The 24,969-nt window shown below is 59.5% G+C and carries 24 protein-coding genes and 2 pseudogenes; 12 read left to right on the top strand and 14 right to left on the bottom strand.

Going from position 1 to position 24,969, the window contains the following annotated elements:
* Positions 1 to 9 precede the first annotated feature (9 nt).
* The 5 genes from ACZ9BB_RS12410 to ACZ9BB_RS12430 all read right to left on the bottom strand — a co-directional run bounded on the left by ACZ9BB_RS12410 (position 10) and on the right by ACZ9BB_RS12430 (position 5,292).
* Entirely contained in the window at positions 10 to 1,071 is a 1,062-nt protein-coding gene (locus ACZ9BB_RS12410) for a hypothetical protein (protein ID WP_476214033.1), read from the bottom strand.
* A gap of 222 nt (positions 1,072 to 1,293) precedes the next feature.
* Positions 1,294 to 1,515, bottom strand: coding sequence for a hypothetical protein (locus ACZ9BB_RS12415; protein WP_476214034.1), 222 nt, complete (start codon positions 1,513 to 1,515; stop codon positions 1,294 to 1,296).
* 88 nt (positions 1,516 to 1,603) lie between these two features.
* Positions 1,604 to 2,236 carry a Vgb family protein gene (locus tag ACZ9BB_RS12420; RefSeq protein ID WP_476214035.1) on the bottom strand — a complete coding sequence of 211 codons (633 nt, stop codon included), beginning with the start codon at positions 2,234 to 2,236 and terminating at the stop codon, positions 1,604 to 1,606.
* A gap of 36 nt (positions 2,237 to 2,272) precedes the next feature.
* Positions 2,273 to 3,493 carry a helix-turn-helix domain-containing protein gene (locus tag ACZ9BB_RS12425; protein WP_476214036.1) on the bottom strand — a complete coding sequence of 407 codons (1,221 nt, stop codon included), beginning with the start codon at positions 3,491 to 3,493 and terminating at the stop codon, positions 2,273 to 2,275.
* A 122-nt stretch (positions 3,494 to 3,615) separates the two neighbouring features.
* Positions 3,616 to 5,292 (bottom strand): MFS transporter, encoded by a 1,677-nt coding sequence (locus tag ACZ9BB_RS12430; protein ID WP_476214037.1) that lies wholly within the window; start codon positions 5,290 to 5,292, stop codon positions 3,616 to 3,618.
* A gap of 306 nt (positions 5,293 to 5,598) precedes the next feature.
* Between ACZ9BB_RS12430 and ACZ9BB_RS12435 the strand changes: the two genes are divergently transcribed.
* The 6 genes from ACZ9BB_RS12435 to ACZ9BB_RS12460 all read left to right on the top strand — a co-directional run bounded on the left by ACZ9BB_RS12435 (position 5,599) and on the right by ACZ9BB_RS12460 (position 14,039).
* The gene (locus ACZ9BB_RS12435; RefSeq protein ID WP_476214038.1) at positions 5,599 to 5,979 is read left to right on the top strand and encodes a RidA family protein; all 381 of its coding nucleotides are present in this window, start codon (positions 5,599 to 5,601) and stop codon (positions 5,977 to 5,979) included.
* A gap of 136 nt (positions 5,980 to 6,115) precedes the next feature.
* Positions 6,116 to 8,116, top strand: coding sequence for a peptidase U32 family protein (locus ACZ9BB_RS12440; protein WP_476214039.1), 2,001 nt, complete (start codon positions 6,116 to 6,118; stop codon positions 8,114 to 8,116).
* 263 nt (positions 8,117 to 8,379) lie between these two features.
* Positions 8,380 to 9,753 carry a glutamine synthetase family protein gene (locus tag ACZ9BB_RS12445; protein WP_476214040.1) on the top strand — a complete coding sequence of 458 codons (1,374 nt, stop codon included), beginning with the start codon at positions 8,380 to 8,382 and terminating at the stop codon, positions 9,751 to 9,753.
* Positions 9,754 to 9,760: 7 nt separating this feature from the next.
* Complete coding sequence (locus ACZ9BB_RS12450; protein WP_476214041.1) at positions 9,761 to 11,152, top strand: aldehyde dehydrogenase family protein; 1,392 nt, start codon at positions 9,761 to 9,763, stop codon at positions 11,150 to 11,152.
* A 3-nt stretch (positions 11,153 to 11,155) separates the two neighbouring features.
* Entirely contained in the window at positions 11,156 to 12,316 is a 1,161-nt protein-coding gene (locus ACZ9BB_RS12455) for an iron-containing alcohol dehydrogenase (RefSeq protein ID WP_476214042.1), read from the top strand.
* Positions 12,317 to 12,473: 157 nt separating this feature from the next.
* Positions 12,474 to 14,039, top strand: a complete 1,566-nt coding sequence (locus ACZ9BB_RS12460; protein ID WP_476214043.1) for an amino acid permease — start codon at positions 12,474 to 12,476, stop codon at positions 14,037 to 14,039.
* Between the two features lie 60 nt (positions 14,040 to 14,099).
* On the opposite strand, the gene ACZ9BB_RS12465 is transcribed toward ACZ9BB_RS12460, so the two are convergent.
* Both ACZ9BB_RS12465 and ACZ9BB_RS12470 read right to left on the bottom strand, forming a co-directional pair.
* Positions 14,100 to 14,381 (bottom strand): hypothetical protein, encoded by a 282-nt coding sequence (locus ACZ9BB_RS12465; RefSeq protein ID WP_476214044.1) that lies wholly within the window; start codon positions 14,379 to 14,381, stop codon positions 14,100 to 14,102.
* Between the two features lie 118 nt (positions 14,382 to 14,499).
* On the bottom strand, positions 14,500 to 14,820 hold the full coding sequence (locus tag ACZ9BB_RS12470; RefSeq protein WP_476214045.1) for an isochorismate lyase: 321 nt from the start codon (positions 14,818 to 14,820) through the stop codon (positions 14,500 to 14,502).
* A gap of 249 nt (positions 14,821 to 15,069) precedes the next feature.
* Between ACZ9BB_RS12470 and ACZ9BB_RS12475 the strand changes: the two genes are divergently transcribed.
* Positions 15,070 to 16,785, top strand: a complete 1,716-nt coding sequence (locus ACZ9BB_RS12475) for an amidase (protein ID WP_476214046.1) — start codon at positions 15,070 to 15,072, stop codon at positions 16,783 to 16,785.
* Positions 16,786 to 17,086: 301 nt separating this feature from the next.
* Here the strand turns inward: ACZ9BB_RS12475 and ACZ9BB_RS12480 are convergent, their stop codons facing one another.
* The gene (locus ACZ9BB_RS12480; protein ID WP_476214047.1) at positions 17,087 to 17,431 is read right to left on the bottom strand and encodes a cupin domain-containing protein; all 345 of its coding nucleotides are present in this window, start codon (positions 17,429 to 17,431) and stop codon (positions 17,087 to 17,089) included.
* Positions 17,432 to 17,528: 97 nt separating this feature from the next.
* Here ACZ9BB_RS12480 and ACZ9BB_RS12485 point away from each other — a divergent pair.
* Both ACZ9BB_RS12485 and ACZ9BB_RS12490 read left to right on the top strand, forming a co-directional pair.
* Positions 17,529 to 17,882: pseudogene (locus ACZ9BB_RS12485) on the top strand (tyrosine-type recombinase/integrase); the annotation flags it as partial.
* A gap of 110 nt (positions 17,883 to 17,992) precedes the next feature.
* Complete coding sequence (locus tag ACZ9BB_RS12490) at positions 17,993 to 18,562, top strand: DJ-1/PfpI family protein (protein ID WP_476214048.1); 570 nt, start codon at positions 17,993 to 17,995, stop codon at positions 18,560 to 18,562.
* Between the two features lie 121 nt (positions 18,563 to 18,683).
* Here ACZ9BB_RS12490 and ACZ9BB_RS12495 read toward each other — a convergent pair whose 3' ends face one another.
* The 6 genes and pseudogenes from ACZ9BB_RS12495 to ACZ9BB_RS12520 form a co-directional block, all read right to left on the bottom strand.
* Positions 18,684 to 19,484, bottom strand: a complete 801-nt coding sequence (locus tag ACZ9BB_RS12495; RefSeq protein WP_476214049.1) for a GNAT family N-acetyltransferase — start codon at positions 19,482 to 19,484, stop codon at positions 18,684 to 18,686.
* 191 nt (positions 19,485 to 19,675) lie between these two features.
* On the bottom strand, positions 19,676 to 20,158 hold the full coding sequence (locus ACZ9BB_RS12500) for a GNAT family N-acetyltransferase (protein WP_476214050.1): 483 nt from the start codon (positions 20,156 to 20,158) through the stop codon (positions 19,676 to 19,678).
* 154 nt (positions 20,159 to 20,312) lie between these two features.
* Positions 20,313 to 20,516, bottom strand: a complete 204-nt coding sequence (locus tag ACZ9BB_RS12505; protein ID WP_476214051.1) for a hypothetical protein — start codon at positions 20,514 to 20,516, stop codon at positions 20,313 to 20,315.
* 510 nt (positions 20,517 to 21,026) lie between these two features.
* Complete coding sequence (locus ACZ9BB_RS12510; RefSeq protein WP_476214052.1) at positions 21,027 to 21,593, bottom strand: zinc ribbon domain-containing protein; 567 nt, start codon at positions 21,591 to 21,593, stop codon at positions 21,027 to 21,029.
* A gap of 399 nt (positions 21,594 to 21,992) precedes the next feature.
* Positions 21,993 to 22,121 (bottom strand): annotated as a pseudogene (locus ACZ9BB_RS12515) (VOC family protein); the annotation flags it as partial.
* 190 nt (positions 22,122 to 22,311) lie between these two features.
* Positions 22,312 to 22,764, bottom strand: a complete 453-nt coding sequence (locus tag ACZ9BB_RS12520) for an Lrp/AsnC family transcriptional regulator (protein WP_476218289.1) — start codon at positions 22,762 to 22,764, stop codon at positions 22,312 to 22,314.
* Between the two features lie 181 nt (positions 22,765 to 22,945).
* On the opposite strand from ACZ9BB_RS12520, the gene ACZ9BB_RS12525 reads away from it, so the two are divergent.
* From ACZ9BB_RS12525 to ACZ9BB_RS12535, 3 genes are read left to right on the top strand one after another with little or no spacing between them, the layout of a single operon-like run.
* Positions 22,946 to 23,563 carry a LysE family translocator gene (locus ACZ9BB_RS12525; protein ID WP_476218291.1) on the top strand — a complete coding sequence of 206 codons (618 nt, stop codon included), beginning with the start codon at positions 22,946 to 22,948 and terminating at the stop codon, positions 23,561 to 23,563.
* A 25-nt stretch (positions 23,564 to 23,588) separates the two neighbouring features.
* Positions 23,589 to 24,431 (top strand): 3-methyl-2-oxobutanoate hydroxymethyltransferase, encoded by an 843-nt coding sequence (panB, locus tag ACZ9BB_RS12530; RefSeq protein WP_476214053.1) that lies wholly within the window; start codon positions 23,589 to 23,591, stop codon positions 24,429 to 24,431.
* Between the two features lie 30 nt (positions 24,432 to 24,461).
* Entirely contained in the window at positions 24,462 to 24,926 is a 465-nt protein-coding gene (locus tag ACZ9BB_RS12535; RefSeq protein ID WP_476214054.1) for a MaoC family dehydratase, read from the top strand.
* Positions 24,927 to 24,969 lie beyond the last annotated feature (43 nt).

A 24,969-nucleotide genomic window follows, 5' to 3' on the forward strand; every position in this document is an offset into this window, starting at 1 on the left:
CTCCTCGGGTTATGGGTTGATCTGCGGAGTAGTCGATCCAGCGTGGCTCCAATCGACAGCTCCCGCGTCCAAACCGACCGACGGTTCGACGGTTTCCGCCAGGCTGCCCTCGATTTGCCTGGCCATGTACAGCGTTCCGGCCATGACGCCCGTGGCGGGGTTGTCCACCAGTTTCAACCACGCCTTGTCGAACGAGTTGCCCAGGCTGCTGCGGATCAGCGCTTCGCTATCGGGCCGGTCGTTAGCCTGGATAATCGCGCGCACTCCCGCCACTCCCACGGAAATCAACGCCCCGGCCACCTTCCCCGCCATTGCCGCCACCGCGCCGGCCGCCCCTCGCGGGGCCATTTCGGCTTCCATGCGCTTGCTGGCACGCTTGGCCACCGGCGTCATGCCAGCGTCCGTCGAGGCGATACCCTTCTCGCCGCCCGCGGTGTGGATCTTTTCGATCAGCGCCTGGTAGGCCGGTAATGCGCTCAATTCGGTATGCACCACCTGATACAACGTAGCGTCACGGGCGGGTGGCGGCCCCAGTGAAATCGCCGGAATTTTCTGGATGCGCTCGTTGAGCTGCGCCATCGGCACGCCATGACGCTGGGAGATGATCTGAAGTTGCTTACCGAGCAGTTGCACGTAGAACGCCGTTGCCTGTCCGAGGATTTCGTCGGGATCGATCTCCACCGCCACCGGTTCCAGCACTTGCTTGTGGTATTGCTCAAGCAGATAGGCCGCCAGGCGTTTGGACGACTCGTCCTGCTCGTCCCCGGCATTGATGGCGTACCAGCTGACCTTTATCGACAGCCATTCCTGGGTCCAGTAGCTGCTGAACCACGGAATGAAGACTTCTTCGGTCTGCTGGTAAACCCGCGTGCGCCAGTGCTCCATGGACCCGCGGGCGTAGACCCTGGCCTGTTCAGTCGCCTGCTGCGAAGCGGCAACAATCTCCCGGTCCACCTGCTGCCAGGTGCTCTGGGAAACCACCACCGGCGCTACGGCTACCGGAGGACGCGCAGGCGTGACGCATCCCGCCAATACTAGCAACACAGCGACGATCAGCGAACGCAGGTTCAAGATCGCGGTGTCCTACAGTCTTCGCCGAGCGGTGTGTTCGGCGATCAATAGCATGTTGATTTGAGTATAGGTCGGGGCGGGGGCCGTCCGTCAGGAAGCGTGGTGGCGCCTTCGAAAACTTCATCGGATACGCCGCTTTCTAGAGGAAACATCGCACTCGTGGCGAGGGAGCTTGCCCCCGCTGGGGCGCGTAGCGGCCCCCAAACCTGCCGCCGCAATTGTTCAGATAGAACGCAGGCGCCTGTTTTGACGACTGCTTCGCAGCCGAGCGGGAGCAAGCTCCCTCGCCACAAGGGATCGCAAGACCAACACCAGCAGCAGGGCCAGCAGGTTTTCCAGGATCCAATCCATTCGGCTACGGGGTGAAATCCCCAGCGCTGCGACGATCAATAGAAACCCGATCAACAGCGCCAGGTCGTATCGCGGATGTTCCTTCGGTTGCATGGCTTGAGCCCCTCAAAGGCTCGCTCGGCCATTTCAGGTTAGTTGCACTCGCGTACCGCAGATACGACCCGACCGCTGTCGCGCAGACTCATTCAGGTCGGCGTACCGCCCTCACCTTGCCGCTGTTGCCGCCGCCACAGAAAAACCGGTCGTGGCCATCGAATTCAAGGCCCGACACGCCGACGCCAGGCGGCATGTGGATGCTCTCCAGAACTTCGCCCGTTGCCGGGTCGACTCTGCGCAATTCGCTCTCCTCTCCTTCCCAGGTGCCGTGCCACAGATCGCCCTCGACCCAGGTCACCCCGGTGACGAAACGGTTGGACTCGAGGGTGCGCAGCACCGCCCCGGTCTGGGGATCGACCTGATGAATCTTGCGCTCGCGATACTCGCCCACCCAAAGCGTCCCTTCGGCCCACGCGAGCCCTGAGTCACTACCGCCGCCGGGTGCGGGGATGGTGGAGAGTACCCGGCCGGTCTGCGGGTCGATTTTCTGGATGCGATCTTCGGCGATCTGGAACAAGTGCTGGCCATCGAAGGCGGTACCAGCGTGGGCGGCGACATCGATCGAGCGCAGCGTCTTGCCGCTCGCCGGGTCCAGGGCGTTGAGTTTGTCGCCAGAGGCAAACCACACGCGCTGACCGTCATGGGTGACGCCGTGCACACTGTCGATGCCCGGAAAAGGCCCGTATTCACGGATGATTTCGGCAGTTGACTGTTTCATGTTTTGTTCCTCGTTCACTAAGTGGTGAAGTGGATGCTAGTCATTCGGCAGCAGCCCCGTGAGTAACAAAACCGTCGCGAATCCCGGTACCGGCGGGGTCATCCAGCGACGGGCGCGGCCGTGACCGAACGCCTGCACCTTGCCGCCCGCCGCCAGCGTGTCGAGGGCTCGCTGCACCGTGCGCTGACTGGCGCCAAGCGCCACTGCCAGGGCCGAACTCGACCACGACTCACCGTCAGCGAGGAAGGCCAGCAGCGTCGCATGCTGTTCTTCGACAGGCCGCGCCAGCACCACCACTTCTCGCGCAACCCGCGGCACCATCGCAAACCCTCGCGGGGTCGCAACCACGCCTGCGATCAGGCGCAGTGCTTCGCGCAGCCGCCCGAGTTCAACGCGCAACCGCACGCGATGGGATTCATCCGCACACTTCAACCGAAAGGCTCGCGCAATAAGTGTCTCTCTCGGTACGTCGCCGGGCCACGCTTCGCCCAGCACCCGGACGAGCGCGAACAACACCGGACGCCTGGCGAGGGAAACCGACGAGCCTGCGTCGCGCACGACATACCGGCACGCGTCCACGACCAGCGAGGAGGATGCCAATAACGCTTCAATGTCGTCGAGCAGCAGCGGCCGTTGCTGGCCGCCGACAATCAGCCGCGCCGCCGGCGTGTCGAGGATGCGAAAGGCGCTTTCGACCTCTGCGGTCAGCGCCGGGATGCCCGCGTGCTGCGCGACAGAACTGGCCCGTTCGAGTGCCGCGCGCGCGGCCCTGGTTTGCAGACGACGCATTGCGATGCCCGCCAGCACCAGTTCGTAGGCCGCCCTCGATGCGGGCGGTAACGGCGTCGGATCAAGCTCGGTGAGCCGCTGTTCGGCCTCGTCGAGGTGCCCGATCAGGAGCAAGCGGCGGATCTCGAGGTATCGTGCATGGGCGGCGTTAACCCAATCGCCATGTGCCTGAAGCGTCACCCGCGCAGTGTCGAGCGCCTTCGGTGGCCAGTTCAGGTCCCGCGAGGCGAACGCGATCTCTGCCTCGGCGACGACACACCGCGCGTGGGCCAAGGCCTCCTTCGGACCGAAGGCACGCGCCGCCCTGCGCACCAGCGCCTTCGCTCGCACAAGGTCGCCAAGCTGCGCCATGGCAATGCCTCGAAGCGCGAGCGCGGGCGCATCGTCGCGCAAGGCAACGCGATTCAGCGCCCCCAGCGGATCACCCGCCGCCAGCGCACGCGCTGCTGCCGTGATCAGCGAATCCATCTGAATCGCGCCACCTGTCACCCCACCGTCCGATGCCCGCAGATCAGTCTATCTCTGATATTCCACAGCGCCATCAGCGTGAATCCGCCCTCTCCCTGCGCGGGAGAGGGCAAGTGCCAGCCTTACGTATGATGAATTTCCCGGTCCTTGGTTTCCGGCAGGAAGAATGTGCCAAGGATGGCCGTCATCACGGCGATGACGATCGGGTACCACAGCCCGTAGTAGATATCACCCGTGGCCGCGACCATGGCGAATGCCACCGTGGGCAGGAAGCCGCCGAACCAGCCATTGCCGATGTGGTACGGCAGCGACATCGAGGTGTAGCGGATGCGCGCCGGGAAGAGTTCCACCAGCCAGGCGGCAATCGGGCCGTAGACCATGGTCACGTAGATCACCAGGATGGTCAGGAGCAGCAACACCATCGGATAGTTGGTCTTGGCCGGGTCGGCCTTCTCGGGGTAGCCGGCCTCCTTGAGCGCGGTGCCGAGGGTGGCGGTGAAGGCGTCGTTGCGGGCCTTGAAGTCGGCGGCTGGCATACCGGTGCCCTCGAAGCTCTGGATCACCTTGTCGCCGATGCGAACCTGCGCGATGGCGCCAGGCTCGGCCTTCTCGTTCTTATAGGGGATGGCCCTTTTCGCCAACACGGTCTTGGCGAGGTCGCAGGAACTGGTGAATTTGGCCTTGCCCACCGGGTCGAACTGGAACGAGCACTGACCGGGGTTGGCGATCACAGTCACCGGATTCTTCTCCTGCGCGACGAACACGTCGGGGTTACCGTATTGGGTCAACGCGTGGAAGATCGGAAAGTAGGTCAGCGCGGCGATGATGCAGCCGGCCATGATGATTCCCTTGCGGCCGATGCGGTCGGACAGACTGCCGAACACGACGAAGAACGGCGTACCGATCAGCAGCGAACCGGCAATCAGAAAGTTGGCAGTCTGCGGGTCGATCTTGAGCGTTTGCAACAGGAAGAACAGCGCATAGAACTGCCCGGTGTACCAGACCACAGCCTGGCCGGCAGTACCGCCGAGCAGGGCCATGATCACAATTTTGAGGTTGTCCCAGCGGGCGAAGGATTCGGTCAGCGGCGCCTTGGAGGACTTGCCTTCGGCCTTCATTTTCATGAACACCGGCGACTCGCTGAGTTGCAGGCGGATGTACACCGAGATGATCAGCAGCAGGATCGACAGCAGGAAGGGTATCCGCCAGCCCCAGGCCTCGAAGGCTTCGGTGCCAAGGACGGTACGACAGGCGAGGATCACCAGCAGCGAAAGGAACAGGCCGAGGGTGGCGGTAGTCTGGATCCACGAGGTGAAGTAGCCGCGCTTGCCTTTGGGCGCATGTTCGGCCACGTAGGTCGCCGCGCCGCCGTACTCACCGCCCAGCGCCAGGCCTTGCAGCAGGCGCAGGCTGATCAGGATGATCGGTGCCGCCACGCCGATGCTCGCGTAGCCGGGCAGCAAGCCCACTACGGCGGTGGAGATACCCATGATGACAATGGTGATGAGGAAGGTGTGTTTGCGCCCGATCATGTCGCCCAGTCGGCCGAATACAATGGCGCCGAAGGGTCGTACGGCGAAGCCCGCGGCAAACGCGAGCAGAGCGAAGATGAAGGACGTTGTCTCATTGACGCCGGCGAAAAAGTGCTTCGCGATAATCGCGGCGAGGGAGCCATAAAGGTAAAAGTCGTACCACTCGAACACGGTGCCCAGGGACGAGGCGAAAATGACTTTACGCTCCTCCTTGGTGATCCCGCGGTTGGGCGCACTGCCCGTGGTTGTATTGTCGATTGCAGCCATGAGTCTTCTCCGTCTTGCTCTTGTTGTAGGCCGGAGTACCTCACCGCCATTACCGCACCCAGGCCCTGGGGCTGATGACATCGGATTGCCAATTGCGCAAAGCATGGAAACAGGCTGACGGCCCTCGCATCGCTGCAAGGTTTCTTGAAGCATAATCACCTTCGCGCAGTTATCCACTCGCCATCGCCACTGATACCTGTTTCGAAGCTGCCATCGTCTGGAAGTTCGCTCAGATTCAGGCGACGATGTCGGGCCGGCGGCCCCCTGCACAACCGCCCCTTTACTACCTCAAACAAAGAGATCCCCATGGCAAACCACGACCTCACGTTCCTTCCCGATCCCGACCCGGAATCCATTTCCTCCGACGTCGCCGGTTTCGCCGGCCTGCTGGTCTCCACTCAAATTCCCACCCGCGCCGACGGCAGCCTGGAGCTGGGCGATATCACCCTGCAGAGCGAATGCACCCTGCAGGCACTCAAGGTAGCGCTGGAGCATGCCGGCAGTTCCATGGACCGGGTTCTGCACCTGACCATCTACCTCACCGACATGGCCGACCGCGCCGCCTTCAACGTCGTCTACCAGCGCTTCTTCGCCAAGCCCTGGCCGGTACGCGCCGCCGTTGGCGTAGCAGCCCTGGCGGTCGAAGGCATGCGCGTGGAAGTCACCGCGATGGCGGCCAAAGGCTGAATCTGCGGGCTTGTTCCGTGAGTTTTCCGGCGGCCCTGCTCGACGAGCAGCCGCCATCGGGCAGCACACGGGTGCCGGTCGGGCGTTTCACGGCTACAATGCGCGCCTCGACCGTGACAAGCCTGACTAAAAAAACATGTCCCTGCCCAAACATCACCTGGAATTGCTCAGCCCCGCCCGCGACGTGACGATTGCCCGCGAGGCTATCCTGCATGGCGCCGACGCCGTGTACATCGGTGGCCCGAGCTTCGGCGCCCGCCACAATGCCTGCAACGAAGTGAGCGACATCGCCCAATTGGTGGAGTTCGCCCGTCGTTACCACGCCCGTGTGTTCACCACGATCAATACGATCCTGCACGACAACGAGCTGGAGCCGGCCCGCAAGCTGATCCACCAGTTGTACGATGCCGGCGTCGACGCGTTGATCGTCCAGGACCTGGGCGTGATGGAGCTGGACATTCCGCCGATCGAGCTGCACGCCAGCACCCAGACCGACATCCGCACCCTGGCGCGGGCGAAGTTCCTCGACCAGGCCGGTTTCTCCCAACTGGTACTGGCCCGCGAGCTGAACCTCCAGGAGATCCGCGCCATCGCCGACGAAACCGACGCGGCGATCGAGTTCTTCATCCACGGCGCGCTGTGCGTGGCGTTCTCCGGCCAGTGCAATATCTCTCACGCGCAGAACGGCCGCAGCGCCAACCGTGGCGACTGCTCCCAGGCCTGCCGCCTGCCCTACACCCTCAAAGACGACCAGGGTCGCGTGGTCGCTTTCGAAAAACACCTGCTGTCGATGAAGGACAACAACCAGAGCGCCAACATCCGCGCCCTGGTAGAGGCCGGCGTACGCTCGTTCAAGATCGAGGGGCGCTACAAGGACATGGGCTATGTGAAGAACATCACGGCCTACTACCGCCAGCGCCTGGACGATGTCCTCGAAGACCGCCCGGACCTGGCCCGCGCGTCCAGCGGCCGCACTGCGCACTTCTTCTTGCCCGATCCGGAAAAGACCTTCCACCGTGGCAGCACTGACTACTTCGTCAGTGAGCGCAAGATCGACATCGGCGCCTTCGACACCCCCACCTTCACCGGTTTGCCGGTGGGTGTAGTGGAGAAAGCCGGCAAGCGCGATCTGCAGGTGGTGACACACGAACCGCTGTCCAACGGCGACGGACTCAACGTGCAGATCAAGCGCGAAGTGGTGGGCTTTCGCGCCAACATCGCCGAGCCTCGCGGCGAGTTCGAAGAGGATGGCGAAAAACGCTACCGCTATCGCGTCGAACCCAACGAGATGCCGGAAGGGATGCATCGCCTGCGACCGAACCATCCGCTGAGCCGCAACCTCGACCACAACTGGCAGCAGGCCCTGCTCAAGACCTCCGCCGAGCGCCGGATAGGCCTTGCCTGGGTCGCTCGCCTGCGCGAAGAGCGCCTGGAACTGACCGCCACCAGTGAGGAAGGCGTCAGCGCCAGCGTTGCCCTGGACGGTCCATTCGGACTGGCCAACAAACCGGAACAGGCCCTGGAACAATTGCACGACCTGCTCGGCCAACTGGGCACCACTCAATACCACGCCACGGCAATTGAGCTGGATGCGCCACAGGCGTTCTTCATTCCCAACTCGCAGCTCAAGGCGTTGCGCCGCGAAGTCATTGAAGCGCTGACCGAAGCTCGCGTTGCGGCTCACCCACGGGGCGGGCGCAAGGCCGAGACCACACCGCCACCGGTATACCCGGAATCGCATCTGTCGTTCCTGGCCAACGTCTACAACCAGAAGGCCCGCGACTTCTATCACCGTCACGGCGTCAAGCTGATCGACGCGGCGTTCGAGGCCCACGAGGAAACCGGCGAGGTGCCGGTGATGATCACCAAGCACTGCCTGCGCTTCTCCTTCAACCTCTGCCCCAAGCAGGCCAAGGGCGTCACCGGTGTGCGCACCAAGGTCGCGCCGATGCAGCTGGTGCACGGTGACGAGGTGCTGACGCTGAAGTTCGACTGCAAACCCTGCGAGATGCATGTGGTCGGCAAGATCAAGGGCCACATCCTTGACCTACCGCAACCGGGCAGCGGAGTGCAGCAGGTCGTGGGCCACATCAGTCCCGAGGACCTGCTCAAGACCATCCCTCGCGCGCCCCACTGAGTCACCGGCGAGCGCGAAGTTTCAACTCCGCGCTCGCCGTACCGCCAGAGGTCGCCGCCGCCCTCTTCTCCCTGTTATCCGGCGCAATGCCCGGCCCGATTCAGCAGTCTCCGATCGCCGAGACTTGCGCACAGCCACAGTAGGCTAAGCTTTCAGCAGCTCATTGCTCACGATGCTCGCTTCTGCAGGTTTGGGATTTTTCTGAAGAGCGTCTGCAACAGCTATTTCAGAAAGGCCTAAACATCTCACGCAGGACTGACGTGATGACCGAGCCCCTTCTCAGCTTCGAAGCACTCAAGCGCGCCGCTGCCGCTGGCGAGATCGATACCGTACTGGTCTGCATGGTCGACATGCAGGGACGACTGGTCGGCAAGCGCTTCCAGGTCGAGTTTTTCATCGACAGCGGCCACGAAGAAACCCATTGCTGCAATTACCTGCTGGCCGACGACATCGACATGGAACCGGTGCCGGGTTACGCCGCTGCCAGCTGGAGCAAAGGCTATGGCGATTTCGTGCTCAAACCGGACATGGCCACCTTGCGCCGCGTGCCCTGGCTCGAGTGCACGGCGCTGGTGCTCTGCGACGTGCTCGATCATCACCATCGGCGCGACCTGCCGCACAGCCCGCGGGCGATCCTGAAAAAGCAGGTCGAGCGCCTGCGCGAGCGCGGCTATACCGGCATGTTCGCCTCTGAGCTGGAGTTCTATCTGTTCGACGAGAGTTACCAGGCGATCCACGAGCGTAACTACCACCAGCCGAAGACTGCCGGCCATTACATCGAGGATTACAACATCCTCCAGACCACCCGCGAGGAGCCAGTGCTGCGGGCGATTCGCAAACATCTGCAGGCATCCGGCATTCCCGTGGAAAACTCCAAGGGTGAATGGGGGCCGGGGCAGGAAGAGATCAACATCCGTTATGCCGATGCCATGACCATGGCCGACCACCACGTCATCATCAAGCACGCCTGCAAAGAGATCGCGCAACTGCAGGGCAAGGCGATCACGTTCATGGCCAAGTGGCGCTATGACGCCGCCGGTTCCAGCAGCCATATCCACAATTCGCTGTGGGATAAAAATGCCAAAAAGCCGCTGTTCTTTGATTCCAAGGCTGAGTTCGGCATGTCGAAACTGATGCGCTCCTGGGTGGCCGGGCAGCTCAAATACGCCAACGACATCACCTGTTTTCTCGCGCCCTACATCAATTCATACAAGCGCTTTCAGGCCGGCACTTTCGCGCCGACGCGGGCCGTCTGGAGCCGGGACAACCGCACCGCAGGCTTTCGTTTGTGCGCAGAAGGCAGCAAGGCCATCCGCATCGAATGCCGCATCGGCGGCGCCGACCTCAACCCCTATCTGGCCTTCGCCGCCTTGATCGCCGCAGGCCTGGCCGGTATCGACGAGAAGCTTGAGCTCGCGCCGCCCTTCGAGGGCGATGCCTACGTCGATGAGCATTTGCCTGAAGTGTCGAAAACCCTGCGCGAAGCCAGCGCCGCACTCCGGGCCTCGAGCATGTTGCGTGAGGCGTTCGGCGATGAAGTGATCGACCATTACGTGCACACCGCCGACTGGGAACAAAAAGAGTACGACCGACGGATAACCGACTGGGAACTGCAGCGCGGCTTCGAGCGCTATTGAGTACACCATGACTAAGACCGTTCAGCTCATCTCACCGGTCGATGGCCGGGTCTATGCCGAACGCCGCTGTGCCGATGCGGTACAGATCGAGCAAGCCCTGACGGCTGCCGCAACCGCCCAGGCGCAATGGAAGCGCCGGCCACTGAACGAACGCGCCGCCTTTTGCAGCGCCGCCGTGGACGCGATGCAGGCGATGAAGGTCGAGATCGTGCCGGAACTGGCCTGGCAGATGGGCCGCCCGGTTCGCTTCGGCGCCGGTGAGCTGCGCGGCTTCGAAGAGCGTGCCCGGCACATGATCGCTATTGCGCCTGAGGCGTTGGCAGCGATTGAACCTACACCTGTCGCCGGCTTTCGGCGTCATATCAAACGCGAGCCGCTGGGTACGGTGCTGGTCATCGCGCCGTGGAACTACCCGTACCTGACGGCGGTGAATACGATTATTCCGGCGCTGATGGCCGGCAACAGCGTGATCCTCAAACACGCCTCGCAAACGCTGCTGGTCGGCGAACGGTTCGCCGAAGCCTTTCGCCGCGCCAATCTGCCCGAAGGTCTGTTCCAGAACCTGCTGCTCGATCATGTCTCTACCGGGGCGATCATTGCCTCTGGACGCGTGCAGCAGGTGAACTTCACTGGCTCGGTCAACGCCGGCAAGGCCATGGAACACGCTGGCGTCGGAGGTTTCCTCGGCATCGGTCTGGAGCTCGGCGGCAAAGACCCGGCTTACGTCCGGGCAGACGCCAACCTCGAACACGCCGTGGAAAACCTGGTGGACGGCAGCTTCTTCAATTCCGGGCAAAGTTGTTGTGCCGTCGAACGCCTCTATGTCGATGAAAAAATTTACCCGGCCTTTGTCGAGCGCTTCGTCGCCTTGACTCGCCAATACGTGTTGGGCAACCCGCTGGACGAAGCCACCACGCTCGGCCCGCTGGTCACGCCGAGCGCCGCTGAATTCGTTCGCGGGCAGATCGCCGATGCGCTGGCACAAGGGGCCAGGGCGTTGATCGATCCAAAGGACTTTCCCGCCGACGCGCCGGGCAGCGCTTACCTTGCGCCACAGGTGTTGGTGGACGTCACCCATAAGATGTCGGTGATGCGCGAGGAAAGCTTCGGCCCGGTGGTGGGCATCATGCCGGTGGCCAGCGACGAAGAAGCCATCGCCTTGATGAACGACAGTGAGTTCGGGCTCAGCGCGTCCATCTGGACCCAGGATCTGGCCGCCGCCGAACGCATCGGCGACGAAATCGCCACCGGCACCGTGTTCATGAACCGCTGTGATTACCTGGACCCGGCCCTCGCCTGGACCGGGGTGAAGCATAGCGGGCGCGGCGTCACGCTATCGCGCCTTGGCTATGAACACCTGACCCGGGCGAAATCCTTCCATTTGCGCCACGAGGTCTGAGCCATGAGCCTGACTGCGAACTGGAACTACCCGACGAACATCCGCTTCGGCGTCGGCCGCATCGCCGAGCTGGCCGAAGTCTGCCGCAGCCAAGGTATCCAGCGACCGTTGCTGGTCACCGACAGCGGCCTGGCGCGTACACCGATCACCACGGCGGCGCTGGAGTCCTTGCGCTCCGCCGGCCTGGGCGTAGCGCTGTTTTGCGAGCTCAAACCCAATCCGGTCGAAGCCAACCTGGCGGGTGGGCTCGATGCCTGGCGCGCCGGCAAGCACGATGGCGTGGTCGCCTTCGGCGGTGGCAGCGGCCTGGACATGGGCAAGCTCATCGCGTTCATGAGCGGCCAGACTCGACCGGTCTGGGATTTCGAAGACATCGGCGATTACTGGACGCGCGCCGACGAAAGCAGCATCGCCCCGGTCATCGCGGTGCCGACCACCGCGGGCACGGGTTCCGAGGTGGGTCGTGCGGCGGTGATCATCGACGAGCGTACCCACACCAAACGCATCATTTTCCACCCCAAAATGATGCCGCGGGTGGTCATCAGCGATCCGGCCCTCACCGTCGGCATGCCGGCAAAAGTCACCGCCGGCACCGGCATGGATGCGTTTTCCCATTGCCTGGAATCGTACTGCGCCCCCGGGTTTCATCCCATGGCCGAAGGTATCGCGGTGGAAGGCATGCGCCTGGTGGCCAACGCCCTGGTACGGGCGGTACACACCCCCTCGGACCTCGACGCCCGTTCGCAAATGCTCGCGGCGGCCGCGATGGGCGCCACTGCCTTCCAGAAAGGTCTGGGGGGAATGCACGCCCTCTCGCATCCGGTGGGCGCCCTGTACGACACCCACCACGGCATGACCAACGCCACCTTCATGCCCTATGTACTGAAGTTCAATCGTCCGGCGATCGAGGAACGCATCACGCGTTTGGCGGCATACCTGCGCCTGCCCTCCCCGGGCTTCGACAGCTTTCTGGCCTTCGTCCTCAAGCTGCGCAAGGACATCGGCGTACCGCATACGCTGTTTGAGCTGGGGGTAGATGACCGCCAGGCCGATCTGATCGCGGACATGGCGATTGTCGACCCCTGCGCTGGCGGCAACCCACTGCCGTTGACGCGCAACGGTGCAGCGGAAATTTTCGACGCGGCTTTCCATGGCCGCCTCTAGAGCAATCATTTGTCCATGGCCAACGTGTGAGCACGCAACCTGGATGGATTTCAACCGTTAGAGGCAGGAGCAGTACGACAGGGGGCTGAAGACAAACCCATCGCGCAACGCACCACGCGGATGGATGTGTATCAAAACCTGAACAAGAGCACACGTTATGACTCCAGTAAGCCAACCCGGCGCCACCGCGCCACAAGACGACGACCTCAAGGTGTTGCACAGCATGGGCTATGCCCAGCAACTCTCGCGACGAATGGGCGCTTTCTCCAACTTCGCCATTTCCTTTTCGATCATTTGCATCCTCTCGGGTGGCATCAACTCGCTGGCACAGGGCACATCGGGTGCGGGTGGCGCCTCCATCGGCATCGGCTGGCCACTGGGCTGCCTGATCTCCGGGGTTTTCGCCTTGGCCATGGCACAGATTTCCTCGGCCTTCCCAACTGCTGGCGGCCTCTATCACTGGGGCTCGATTCTCGGCAATCGCTTCACCGGCTGGCTGACGGCCTGGTTCAACCTGTTGGGGCTGATCACCGTACTCGGCGCGATCAACGTCGGTACCTATTACTTCTTTTTCGGGGCCTTCGGACCGGCACTGGGAATGGCAGACACCATCACCACGCGGATCATTTTCCTGGCGATCCTGACCGGCATCCAGGCCTTGTGTAACCACTTCGGCATCGGCCTGACCGCCAGACTCACCGACTTCTCGGGCTATCTGATCTTCGCCACGGCCATCGCGCTGACCATCGTCTGCCTGATCGCCGCACCCAGCTTTGAGTTCGTCCGGTTGGTGACCTTCGGCAACTATTCCGGCGAAGCCGGCGGCAACGTCTGGCCACAGGTGTCGAACGGCTGGATTTTCATGCTCGGCCTACTCCTGCCGATCTACACCATCACCGGCTATGACGCCTCCGCGCATACCTCCGAAGAGACCCAGCATGCAACCCTGTCGGTACCGGTCGGGATGGTCAGTTCGGTGGCCTGGTCGTTGCTGTTCGGCTGGGTCATGCTCTGCTCGTTTGTCCTGATGCTGCCGAGCATGGACGAAGCGGCCAAGCAGGGTTGGAACGTGTTTTTCTGGGCGATGAACACCCAAGTGAACCCGGCGATCAAGATGGCGCTTTACCTGGCGATTTTCATCTCGCAGGTGCTCTGCGGATTGGCGACCGTGACCTCGGTCTCACGCATGATCTTCGCGTTCTCCCGTGACGGCGGCCTGCCCTTCTCCAAAGCATTGGCCTCGGTCTCACCGACCCATCGCAGCCCGGTGGCGGCGATCTGGACCGGTGCCACGCTGGCGGTGCTGTTCGTCTGGGGATCGTCCCTGGTATCGATCGGCGAAACGCCGGTGTACACGATTGTGGTCTCCTGCACGGTGATCTTCCTGTTTTTCTCTTTCATCATTCCCATCGTACTCGGCCTATTTACCTACGGGACCTCGAAGTGGCCGACCATGGGACCGTGGAACATGGGGCGCGCGTTGTACTCGTTGTTCGCCATCCTCTCGATCCTCTCAATGGTGTTGATCTTTGTCATCGGTATCCAGCCGCCGAACGAGTGGGCGCTGTACATCACGCTCGGTTTTCTGATTCTGACCGCCCTCATCTGGTTCGCCTTTGAAAACCGGCGCTTCCAGGGCCCGCCCGTGGGCGAGATGATCATCAAGCGTCAGGCTGAAATCGCCGCGGCCGAAGAGGCGTTGAATAAACAAGCGGGAAGCTGACTGCGCGGTCATGCCGTACAAAAACATGCCGCGTGGTGATGTATACACGCGGCATGTTTTTTAGTTTTTGCACTCCGATACCACCACATGGCAGGTATTCGGCTTGCCACCGGATCGGCCGGCATAGCGCATGCAATTATCCATGGATTCTTTTTGAGCCACGTCCAGGGTGGCGCCCCAGGCCAGGCCGCCCTCGCCGGAAGTGGGTAGCGCTTTTGAGTAGCAGCTTGAGCCTCGAGCCGTGGCAGCTTTGCCTGCACATCCCGCTGTCAGCGCCAGGTTGACGGCGAGCAGGGAGGATAGGACCCATGACAAATATTGGCGCGCTGTTTTTCCGGTCATCCCGTTTCCCCTGAATAAAGAGGCTAGAGGCGTGTTCGTGGTGGTGCTCTATTCAGATTAGACGCTGCCGGATGCAGTGTTCGTTTGAATTGAATGCTGCGTAACCCGGACATCAGAATCAGGTTTCGGATTGGTGAGCCGCCCAGTGCTTCATCTCTTCGGCAATGAAGTGATTCACCAGGTCGCTGTACATTTTCTCGATTGCATCCGGGCTCAGGCCTTCGGCCTCGGCCCACTCACGACGTGTCGCCAGCATGGCATTGAAACGCTCCGGAGCACGCACCGAGGTCGCCGAGGTCTTGAACTTCGAGGCCGCCAGCACGTAGCGAAAGCGCTTGCCCAACAATTTGATAACGGCCTGATCAAGGGCATCGATTTCGTGTCGGATGTCCTCCATCCCTGCACACTCTTCGGGCTGCAACTGATTGATGACTTCCATGCCAGTGACTCCGTTTTGCTGAACAAGATGTGGATTGCGATTACCATAACATCCCTGACACCGATTCCCCTGCCCCCGTCCTGGTGCAAAATAGAACGCTCAGGTTGAATGTCCCGACCCTGTCGCGTACTGCAGTGCAATGAGAACCGATATGAAAGCCCATTTTGAGATAAGCGATGTCCCGGAGTACCCGATCCAGCGTGATGGAAACATTCACCGCGTCATCCATCAGCAGCCGACGGTAGCAGCATGATCGAGGTCACCGAGGTTTCCATGGCCCAACTGCGTGCTGCGCTCGAATCTGGCCAGACCACGGCGGTTGAACTTGTCCAGGCCTATCTCGCCAGGATCGATGCCTACGACGGCGCCGACACACCCACTGCTCTCAACGCGGTGGTGGTTCGCAACCCCGATGCGCTCAAAGAGGCACAGGCGTCCGATGCCCGTCGGGCCAAGGGCCAGGCGCTGGGCCCGCTCGATGGCATTCCCTATACCGCCAAGGACAGTTATCTGGTGAAGGGGCTGACCGCTGCGTCTGGAAGTCCCGCCTTCGCGAACCTGATCGCTTATCGCGATGCGTTTACCGTCGAACGGCTACGCGCCGCCGGCGCGATCTGCCTGGGCAAGACCAATATGCCGCCCATGGCCAATGGCGGCATGCAGCGTGGGGTGTACGGCCGGGCGGAGAGCCCGTACAACGCTGACTATCTCACCGCGCCCTTCGCATCGGGCTCATCGAACGGCGCAGGCGCTGCAACCGCCGCCAGTTTCGCGGCATTCGGACTGGCTGAAGAAACCTGGTCGAGCGGACGCGGCCCTGCCTCGAACAATGGTCTGTGCGCCTATACACCGTCGCGCGGAGTGATCTCGGTGCGCGGCAACTGGCCGTTGACGCCGACGATGGACGTTGTCGTACCGTTTGCCAGAACGATGGCAGACCTGCTCGAAATACTCGACGTGGTGGTGGCGGCGGATCCCGACACGCGGGGCGATCTGTGGCGGATGCAACCCTGGGTGCCGATTCCCAGTGTCGCCTCGGTGCGTCCCGCCTCCTATTTGTCGCTTGCCGCCACTAGCGATGCGCTCGCTGGAAAACGCTTCGGCATTCCTCGCATGTACATCAACGCTGATCCCGATGCGGGCACGAGCGAAGCGCCCGGCATCGGTGGGCCAACGGGCCAGCGAATCAACACCCGCCCTAGCGTGATCGGGCTCTGGGAAGAGGCTCGCCAGGCACTCCAGGCCGCTGGCGCCGAAGTGGTCGAGGTCGACTTCCCGCTCGTCTCCAATTGCGAGGGTGACCGTCCGGGTGCGCCGACGGTGTTCAATCGCGGGATCGTTTCCAAAGAGTTTCTTCATCATGAGTTGTGGGACCTGACGGCATGGGCGTTCGATGATTTTCTTCGGGCCAACGGCGATCCCCGATTGAACCGTCTGGTGGACGTGGACGGAGCGCTGATCTTCCCCCACGACCCGGGCACGCTACCCAACCGGGAGGGCGACCTCGCCGCTGGCATGGACGAGTATGTGCGGATGGCCGAGCGCGGCATTACGCCGTGGGACAAGATCACCACGCTTGCTGACGGACTACGGGGGCTGGAACAGACGCGCCGAATCGACCTCGAGGACTGGATGGATCGGCTGGGGCTCGATGCGGTGCTATTCCCAACGGTAGCCGACGTTGGGCCGGCGAATGCCGATGTCGATCCGAAGTCTGCGGATATCGCGTGGAGTAACGGTATCTGGGTCGCCAACGGCAATCTCGCCATCCGCCACTTGGGTGTACCGACGGTAACGGTGCCGATGGGTGTCATGCCGGACATCGGCATGCCTGTCGGGCTGACATTCGCCGGTCGTGCCTACGACGATTCGACCCTGCTTCGCCTGGCTTCGGCGTTTGAGTCGATGGGCTCCAAGCGATTGGTCCCGCCTCGAACCCCACCCTTGTCGAGTGGTAAAAAATGAGCGTGCAGCGACGCCCGCATCCATTGCACTGATGGCGTTTTATGAGCCTGTAAACTTGAACGCCCACAGCGCTGCCATCCCTGCCGCCAACCCTCTCTCTCGCTTTGGGTTGGGATCATCTGGTCAGGCATTTTGTGCAGCAGGGCCGCCTGGTTCGGCCCGTCGCGCAGGAACTGATTCTCCGGGAATCGGTTCACTGCCTGATGATCAATAAGAACAAGGAAGATGATCCCGCGTGCCGACGCTTGAAGGGCAGCAAGCGGCGCCGCCCCGCTCAACCGTATTGATGTCGGGCCTGAGCCTACTCTTGCCTGACAATATCAACCGAGATCTCCACCGCCGCAATCGCGCCTCTGTTCTCAAGCCAGTGCGTGGTATTCCTGTCCTCGGGCCAGCCCACTCCCGGCCCATAATCCGTAGCAACTCCATCTCGATGGTCAGTGATCGTTCCTTGCAGTATGTAGACGGTGCCTGGCCTGTCTTTATGATTGTGAACCGGCCCAAAGACGCCTCCAGGCTCGATGGTCACCATCCGCATTCTGAGTTGGCGCCCCGCCATGCCCTCGATCTCAGGGCCAAGGTCAACGGTTGCAAGTAACTTCACTGCAACACCTTTCGTCTCGGGTGCCATCTGTTCGTTGCTCATTGGGCGCTCCTCTCTGTATGTGCACAGGGCTTTAGTAGAAGTAGAGACTCTAAACGGTGGGAACAGGCGAGAGGCGACAAAGGGTTGATGTTGGTTAGTGCAACTTGAAATCACTGAACAAACCCGAATGATTCTGGAGGCTTGGATGCACCAGGCCCGCCTCCACAGCGAGGACTTCTTGTTTCCGACCCGGTTGCACGACTCAGACCATCTATCCACCAGGCAATACGCTCGAATAGTCAAAGCGTGGGTGACAGCTATTGGCCTTGCCCCAACCATGTATGGTACTCACACGCTACGGCGAACCAAGGCATCACTGATCTATCGCAGGACGAAAAACCTGAGAGCTGTCCAGCTCCTTCTTGGTCATACGAAACTTGAAAGCACTGTCAGATCCCTTGGAATCGAGGTCGATAATGCCCTGGAAATGGCGGAACAGACGGAAGTCTGACCATCCATAGTGACGGTCGATGCTAGACCATCGCTATCCGACCTGAAGCAGCCATTGAGATCTATTTGTTATCGCTTTATGTTGGTCGTTTTCATGGAGGATTCTGACTGATGGCACGCGTGGGCTTGATACTGACACCCGGTTTTGCAGACTGGGAATACGCTTTTATTGCAGGAACCGCATCCCCGTTTTATGGGATCGACGTCAGGTTTTTCGCCTCTGCTACGGGGCAGTTCCGCTCGCAGGGGGGACTGGCTGTAACTGTGGATAGCAACTTGCAACAATGCCTGGACTGGAAGCCGGACGTTGTTGTCGTCATCGGTGGAATGATCTGGGAGCATGCTGATGCACCGGACATTCGAGACTTTCTTCATGCTAGTCGTTCAAATGGAGCGACAATTGCCGGTATCTGTGGGGGAACGCTGGCACTTGCGAGGGCCGGGCTTCTCGACTCGGTTTCTCATACCTCGAACAGCGCTGACTTCTTACAACAGAATGCCGTAGGTTATGAAGGCGCCGCACTTTATCGAAGCAGTCAAGTGGCTGTGGTTGCCGACCGCATCATAACCGCTCCAGGCCCTGCACCCGTTAGCTTTACCTGCGCAGTGTTCGAAGCTGCCGGACTATCTTCAGAGATCGTTTCGCAGTTCAGGTCATTGTTGGCAGCGGAACACGGATAACCGCCTCGCCCTACAAAGATAGCCGATCAGGTGATGTGTTCGAGTGTCCGTTTCTGGCCCAATTACTGCCCGTCGTGGAGGGCAGTAAGCGGCCAAAAGCGGACGGTCGTATTCAGCCGTTTTAGTTATCTGCGAGGCGGTACAGTGCTTGGGCATGAGATGTCGTCAACCCGGCACGTTGCAGATTTCGGCGGCTTTGGGAGCTGGCCAGCGCGGTTGCGGCGATCAAGTGGCAGCCATGCTTCTTCGCTTGCTCAATTCGATGAGATATCAGTGCTCCATGGTAGCCAAGGCCCCGGGCATCCTTTCGGGTGGCAGCCGTTCCAAGGTAGGCAATGCCATTACTGGCCAAATACATTGAGGCTCCTGCCACGACTTTCCCATCAGCTTTCAGGACACAGATTTTCAGACGTCCGCTCGACGTCTGCTCTGTGAAGGATGCTTGATTCAGCAATCGGTATTCTGGTTTGGTATGAAAACCGCCCGCATGCACATCTGCGAACTGAGCAAGAGTTTTTGACGTGACTTCCTCGATTTCGAATGAGTGGCGACTCAAGATCACCTTCTCGATGGCACACGCGAATTGCAAGTGAGTCCAGCCCCTCACACGCTCAAGCTGCGCTTCGCCCACAAGTGAGTACTGCCCCAACGCGGAAGGTTTCCCGATAAGGGGGGTTACGGCCGAATGTTCCGCTGAATCTTTGAGCAACTTCAACACTGCCTGGGGATCACGGGCGCTGTCGCCGTAGATGCGGTTGAACATTGGGCTAGGTGATGCGCTCACCTGAAAACACGGAAAGTCTCCGTTGGAAAAAACACGTGCACCATAAGGATTTCCGCTTACCCCTGCCAAGTTCTGAACACGCGAACGCAAATACTCGCTTTCTGCGGCCTCAATCTGATATGCCATTTCAACATCCATGTAAGTCATCCTTTTTTGAAGATCTCCAAGGGAGGTACAGCGCATGGAACATTACGCTTGCGTCCAAGTACGTACCATTAGCTGGCTCTGCTTCACCGTCAGCTATGGGTCAATTGCAGTCCTTCGCGACCGGCAACTGTCGACCCATAACGGTCGCTCAAAACTTCTGTTCACTATGAAGGGAATCCCCCCTACACGCGCATTCCCATCTCGAGTGCACGTGTCTCAAACCCCAACTCTGTGTACAGACGCGTGGCACGTGCATTGAACGTCCACACAGACAGCCTTATGTCTTGGGCGTTGTTCTCGATTGCCCAGTTTTGAACGAGTTGTACCAGGTTTCGACCAATGCCTTTCCCCCAAAAATGCTCGGCTACACACACCGATCCGATACGAACAATAGCCAGTGGTTGCATCAGCGGCCCGGAGCTGATCGACAGGCTGGCAGAAATGAAGGCTGCGGCCTGGTGACCGACATTCGCAATGAATACAACCTGACCCGGCTTCTCGAAAAAACTCATCCAGTGAGGAAGGTCACGTGAAAAATCTTGGGTGGCGGCTGCATAAATATCGGGACGGGCAGCGTGATGTACCGCGTTAAGCAACTGGCCCAACTCACAAATGGTCAGTGCATCCTCTACGGTTGCCGTTCGGTACGTAATGACTTCATCCATGATGTGCAACTCTCCTTGAATGTGTTGGTACTCCGCAGGACTCCCGGTCTTTGTCTCATAGCGAGGAGGAAATTCCAATGACCGCTCCCGGCCGACTTCTGGATGAAACCGACCCTTTGCGGACACTAGTAACGCTGAATAACTTGTTAGCCAATTATCTTGCTGAAACTTGGCGAACAATGTTCTCAAACTTCTCTTGTGCTTTGAAGAAGGAGTCCCGTGCAGCCAGCCATGCGGTAAGATCTTCAATGGTAGGGGACGCTAGTTTTTGCAGCAAATCCCATTGTTTACAGTGATCATCGAAGGCTGCATTCGCTTCGTTTCTAGCCTTATCGAGAAACTCTGAATTATTCGGCATGATTCCTTCCCTGACTGATGGTTTCAAGTTTTCTGCATGTGAGTGCAAATGGATTAATAATTCCGGTCAGTATGAACTGGAGTGCCCAGATAGGTATTGTGAACAATGCCGAAATCTGCCATGTTTCCAAATTGAATACCCCCAACGAAATATATTGGAAGCAAAACCTGCGATGGCTACCAGCCAGAAAACAATTAGCGTTCTTCGGATTATCTCTTTCATCCTGTACCTCAGCGAGCTGATTCGGCTTGGCTAACGTCCTAAGTGAACGAGCGTAGCAAGTCGACGCTACCGATTTGGCACTAGCCTGTCCACCGACTGCTTTTGGCCGGTAGCTACCTGTCGCAGTCACGGCCTCAAACCAGTGACGCGGGTCCTGGTTGATCAGGGTAGGTGCCACCGGTGTCCGTGTTCGATGAAAAGGCCCCCACACCAGCGCTTGGTGTGGGGGGAGATTGAACGAATGCCCCGTTACGTCCAGTGTCGGTTCAGCACTTTGTTTAAGCTAACCTACGCGAAGCTATGGCCGCAGTACCTGCAAATTATTGCTGCAGCCTTCACCTGCTCTGCACATTTAGGACAGTTTTTCCCGTTTCCAGACGCTCCTGAGGCCACCCCTTCAGATACTGAACGAAGTTCATAAGTCACAGACAGCGCTCCGTCCGGCTTGACAACTAGCATATAAATAAATACCAAAAAACCGACAAAAATAAAGCACAAAAGAATGGCGCATAGAAATGCTCCAGCACCATAGGATCCCGTAGTCCAAGTTTGGGCCGTTGGGAAGTAGCCACACGCTGCCATCTTGCCAGCATCAACTTGAAAGGCTACTAACGCCTGTTGTTGGTCTCCCTGATATGTTTTTACGACGATTTTATCCGACATATCCAGCTTAAAAGACTCTCTGATTTTCTTTATGTCTTCCCGCCCCCAACCCCCATCTTTTGACGCAAGGTTCTTATACCCGCGCTCAGTCATTTTCATTGCTATATCGAAATCGGAATACCCACCTTTCACAAAGGAAGCAATTAAGTTTATGTGCTTATTTGCATTAGCATCTGGAACGTAAGTTTTCATAATGCCCCTTTATTTGATTTCGGCGTAACGCCCAAGGCAAATGACACCTGGGTGCGAAGCACAAATGGAGCTAACGACTTAAGTCGCTCTAATTACGCGCATTTTGACTCTCCGTTTAGCTCCGATGCGTTGATTCCTGCCATTCAGTTCAGCACACCCTATGGATAATTCAATAGAGCCCACGTTTGGATGGCCGACCTCGACGACCGTACCAATGTGGAGCGCTGGCCACTGATCTAGGTATGGCATCGCCTAGCGCGTGCCGTCGTCCCCCCGCCACGCCTGCGGGCTAAATGTGTCGTTTTTTCTGTATACCTGCACCTAGCTCAAATCGGCCCAGTCTGGGGGCTGTGTACGCGAATGTGAGGTGGAAAAAGCCTGCAGATCCCTGCAAGGGTGGGGTAAACGCAACGGATGGTCCATTGCGGTCATGCACCTCGGCTGGTCCGGGTCAACCTGCTCAAGCATTACTTGAGTACCGTTCGAATCGAGGTAAGCGAATCCGTCTTCTGGGCGTTGATAAGCTACTGGAGGCACAGGAGAAGGTGGCGAGCATCATGATGCACGGTCGGCTGAGTATTATCGAGTCGAGCTGAATGGCGACTTCTGGCCGTTTTCTGCCTATCATAACAGGCAGTTTTGGGTCGACTACTACCCTCGATAAGAGGAAGCTCTCGGCCAGAAACAGCCCTTCAACTACACAGCAACTCTCGCAAGCTCACAACGGCAGTGGCCGATCCTGAACGACCCGTTTCATCACCAGTGTCGAGGTCAACCGTTGAACATTGGGCAGTGTTGAAAGGCTCTCGTCGTATAGACGCTGAAATGCCGGCAGATCCTGGGTGATGACGTGCAGCAAGTAATCCGGCTCCCCAAATAATCTTTGCGCATCCACCACCTGGGGGATCTCCACCAGTGCCGTCTCGAATGCCTCGACCGCTTGCCGATCGCCTTCTCGCAGGGTGGCAAACACCATGGCGGAGAAGTTAAGCCCAAGCGCGGCTGGATCCAGTTGCGCGCGATAGCCCAGCAGCACACCGGACTCTTCCAATGCCCGCACTCGACGATGACAAGGTGAGAGGCTCAAACCCACCCGCTCGGCCAGTTCAGTGACCGACAGGCGACCATCTTTTTGCAACTCAGCAAGAATCTTCCGATCAATTCTGTCCACGCAGTAAAACCTTCCAATCAGAAAGCTCATGACGACAATCTTTGAAAGAAGATTCTAGCCGAGTTTTATTATTCTTCCTTCAGCCATAAACAACCGCCCCCTTCCAAAGGGGCGCGATCTTTGATTGACGGGAAGCGATGATGAAAAAGACAACGTTGTATCAACGGGCATGGGTGAAGCCATGACCCTCAGTGTGTTCATCGCGTTCTGGGCGGTGTCGATTCTGTTCGTCATCACACCGGGCGCAGATTGGGCCTACGCGATATCCGCAGGCTTGAAGCATCGGGTCGTCCTACCTGCCGTAGGCGGACTGCTATCCGGCCACTTGATTGCCACGCTGATCGTCGCCGCAGGCGTCGGCACGCTGGTCGCCAACCACCCGTTGGCCATGTCCGTACTGACGGTGGCCGGCGCGGGTTACTTGTTTTGGTTGGGGGGCAATATGCTTGCCCGCCCTTCCACACCGCTTGCTGATGAAAGCCAGACGACCGACTCATGGGCGCGCTGGGCGTTCAAAGGGCTTTGCGTAAGCGGGTTGAATCCGAAAGTGTTTCTACTGTTTCTGGCGCTGTTGCCGCAATTCACCGACACCACCGCGCCATGGCCCGTGTCCCTGCAGATGATTGCACTCGGGCTGGTCCATACCGTCAGTTGTGGCGTGATCTATCTGCTGGTCGGATTTGGCTCACAAGTCGTACTTCGGGCACGTCCTGCCGTTGCACGACTGGTCAGCCGATTGTCCGGAGTGATCATGATCATCATCGCGCTGGTGCTGCTGATTGAGCAGTTGCGCGCCTAATTTACCCTGTCAGCGAGCCCCCCCGATGAGCGAGCAAACTTCGCCCTACGACCGTTCCCCTCAAGTAGAACCTGCGACACGCGTTCGGATTCCGCACCTCAAACAGATGAAAGTGGAAGGTCGCAAATGGGCGATGCTGACGGCGTATGACATGTACAGCGGCGCCATTTTCGAGGATGCCGGCATACCTGTCCTGTTGGTAGGCGACTCTGCCTCCAACAATGTCTACGGTAATGAATCAACGCTGTCGGTCACCGTCGACGAACTTATCCCGCTGGTTCGAGCAGTCACCCGCTCGACACAACGGGCACTCGTCATTGCCGATCTGCCTTTCGGCTCTTATCAGGCTTCGCCAGAACAATGCCTGCATACCGCCGTGAGATTCATGAAGGAGGCTGGTGCCCATGCGGTCAAACTGGAGGGCGGAATCGAGGTTCTGCCCCAAATCGAAAAACTCACCCGCTCGGGCATCCCCGTTATGGCGCACATCGGGTTCACCCCACAGATGGAACATCAACTGGGTGGCTATCGTGTACAGGGCCGGGGCGAAGATGCGCAGCGCTTGATAAGCAGCGCCAAAGCGCTGGAAGCAGCCGGTGCCTTCGCCATTTTGATCGAGATGGTGCCAGGTGAGGTCGGAGCAGCGATCACCAACGCGGTTTCAATTCCAACGGTCGGGATCGGCGCTGGCAATCAATGCGATGCTCAGGTACTGGTCTGGCAGGACATGGCCGGTCTGCGTCACGGCCGTATGCCGCGCTTCGTCAAACAGTACGCCGACCTGCGCTCGGTACTTCATACCGCCGCAAGAGACTTTGCCCAGGATGTCGAAGCAGGAACATTTCCAGGCCCCGAGCATACTTTTTAACGGCCGCCCCACCGCTACCAGGAAAACTTTATGAAAAGCCCGAGAGAACGTGCCGCCATAGGACTGAACGTGGGAGACCGATTCACCATTGTCCGCTGTTTTTCGCAGGACGATATCCGGCAATTCGCTAAAATCTCTCGGGACTACAACCCGGTTCACTGCGACGCGCATTACGCGCAACTTCGCAAGTTCAAGGCACCCATTGCCCACGGCCTGCTGACGGCAAGCCTGATTACCGAGATCGGCGGGCAGATCGGCTGGTTGGCCACTGGTATGAGTTTTGAGTTCAAGCGTCCTGTGTACCCAGGAGAACAAATCACCTGCCATTGGCTCATCGCTGACATTGATGAACGCGGTCATGCGAAAGCCGAAGTCAGGGTACTCAACGAAGAGGGAATTACCGTGTTGGAAGCGACGACAACGGGCATGTTGTCCGGTGCGCAGGAACGTGAATGTTTGAAGCGGATGCTTGGGCGCAAAAACAGCCATTCCTGATTCACGTAAAACGCCCCCATCAAAGTCGTCACAAAGAAAGCGC

The organism is Pseudomonas sp. TE3552 (genome assembly GCF_056278945.1).

Excerpts from the sequence above, each read along its gene's own strand:
- ACZ9BB_RS12490 (WP_476214048.1), top strand. The coding sequence starts at position 17,993 with ATGGCACGCGTGGGCTTGATACTGACACCCGGTTTTGCAGACTGGGAA.
- ACZ9BB_RS12425 (WP_476214036.1), bottom strand. The coding sequence starts at position 3,493 with ATGGATTCGCTGATCACGGCAGCAGCGCGTGCGCTGGCGGCGGGTGAT.
- ACZ9BB_RS12510 (WP_476214052.1), bottom strand. The coding sequence starts at position 21,593 with ATGAAAACTTACGTTCCAGATGCTAATGCAAATAAGCACATAAACTTA.
- ACZ9BB_RS12500 (WP_476214050.1), bottom strand. The coding sequence starts at position 20,158 with ATGGATGAAGTCATTACGTACCGAACGGCAACCGTAGAGGATGCACTG.
- ACZ9BB_RS12470 (WP_476214045.1), bottom strand. The coding sequence starts at position 14,820 with ATGGAAGTCATCAATCAGTTGCAGCCCGAAGAGTGTGCAGGGATGGAG.
- ACZ9BB_RS12440 (WP_476214039.1), top strand. The coding sequence starts at position 6,116 with ATGTCCCTGCCCAAACATCACCTGGAATTGCTCAGCCCCGCCCGCGAC.
- ACZ9BB_RS12505 (WP_476214051.1), bottom strand. The coding sequence starts at position 20,516 with ATGCCGAATAATTCAGAGTTTCTCGATAAGGCTAGAAACGAAGCGAAT.
- ACZ9BB_RS12430 (WP_476214037.1), bottom strand. The coding sequence starts at position 5,292 with ATGGCTGCAATCGACAATACAACCACGGGCAGTGCGCCCAACCGCGGG.
- ACZ9BB_RS12455 (WP_476214042.1), top strand. The coding sequence starts at position 11,156 with ATGAGCCTGACTGCGAACTGGAACTACCCGACGAACATCCGCTTCGGC.
- ACZ9BB_RS12450 (WP_476214041.1), top strand. The coding sequence starts at position 9,761 with ATGACTAAGACCGTTCAGCTCATCTCACCGGTCGATGGCCGGGTCTAT.
- ACZ9BB_RS12415 (WP_476214034.1), bottom strand. The coding sequence starts at position 1,515 with ATGCAACCGAAGGAACATCCGCGATACGACCTGGCGCTGTTGATCGGG.
- ACZ9BB_RS12475 (WP_476214046.1), top strand. The coding sequence starts at position 15,070 with ATGATCGAGGTCACCGAGGTTTCCATGGCCCAACTGCGTGCTGCGCTC.
- ACZ9BB_RS12495 (WP_476214049.1), bottom strand. The coding sequence starts at position 19,484 with ATGGATGTTGAAATGGCATATCAGATTGAGGCCGCAGAAAGCGAGTAT.
- ACZ9BB_RS12525 (WP_476218291.1), top strand. The coding sequence starts at position 22,946 with ATGACCCTCAGTGTGTTCATCGCGTTCTGGGCGGTGTCGATTCTGTTC.
- ACZ9BB_RS12445 (WP_476214040.1), top strand. The coding sequence starts at position 8,380 with ATGACCGAGCCCCTTCTCAGCTTCGAAGCACTCAAGCGCGCCGCTGCC.
- ACZ9BB_RS12420 (WP_476214035.1), bottom strand. The coding sequence starts at position 2,236 with ATGAAACAGTCAACTGCCGAAATCATCCGTGAATACGGGCCTTTTCCG.
- ACZ9BB_RS12465 (WP_476214044.1), bottom strand. The coding sequence starts at position 14,381 with ATGACCGGAAAAACAGCGCGCCAATATTTGTCATGGGTCCTATCCTCC.
- ACZ9BB_RS12480 (WP_476214047.1), bottom strand. The coding sequence starts at position 17,431 with ATGAGCAACGAACAGATGGCACCCGAGACGAAAGGTGTTGCAGTGAAG.
- ACZ9BB_RS12435 (WP_476214038.1), top strand. The coding sequence starts at position 5,599 with ATGGCAAACCACGACCTCACGTTCCTTCCCGATCCCGACCCGGAATCC.
- ACZ9BB_RS12460 (WP_476214043.1), top strand. The coding sequence starts at position 12,474 with ATGACTCCAGTAAGCCAACCCGGCGCCACCGCGCCACAAGACGACGAC.
- ACZ9BB_RS12535 (WP_476214054.1), top strand. The coding sequence starts at position 24,462 with ATGAAAAGCCCGAGAGAACGTGCCGCCATAGGACTGAACGTGGGAGAC.
- panB (WP_476214053.1), top strand. The coding sequence starts at position 23,589 with ATGAGCGAGCAAACTTCGCCCTACGACCGTTCCCCTCAAGTAGAACCT.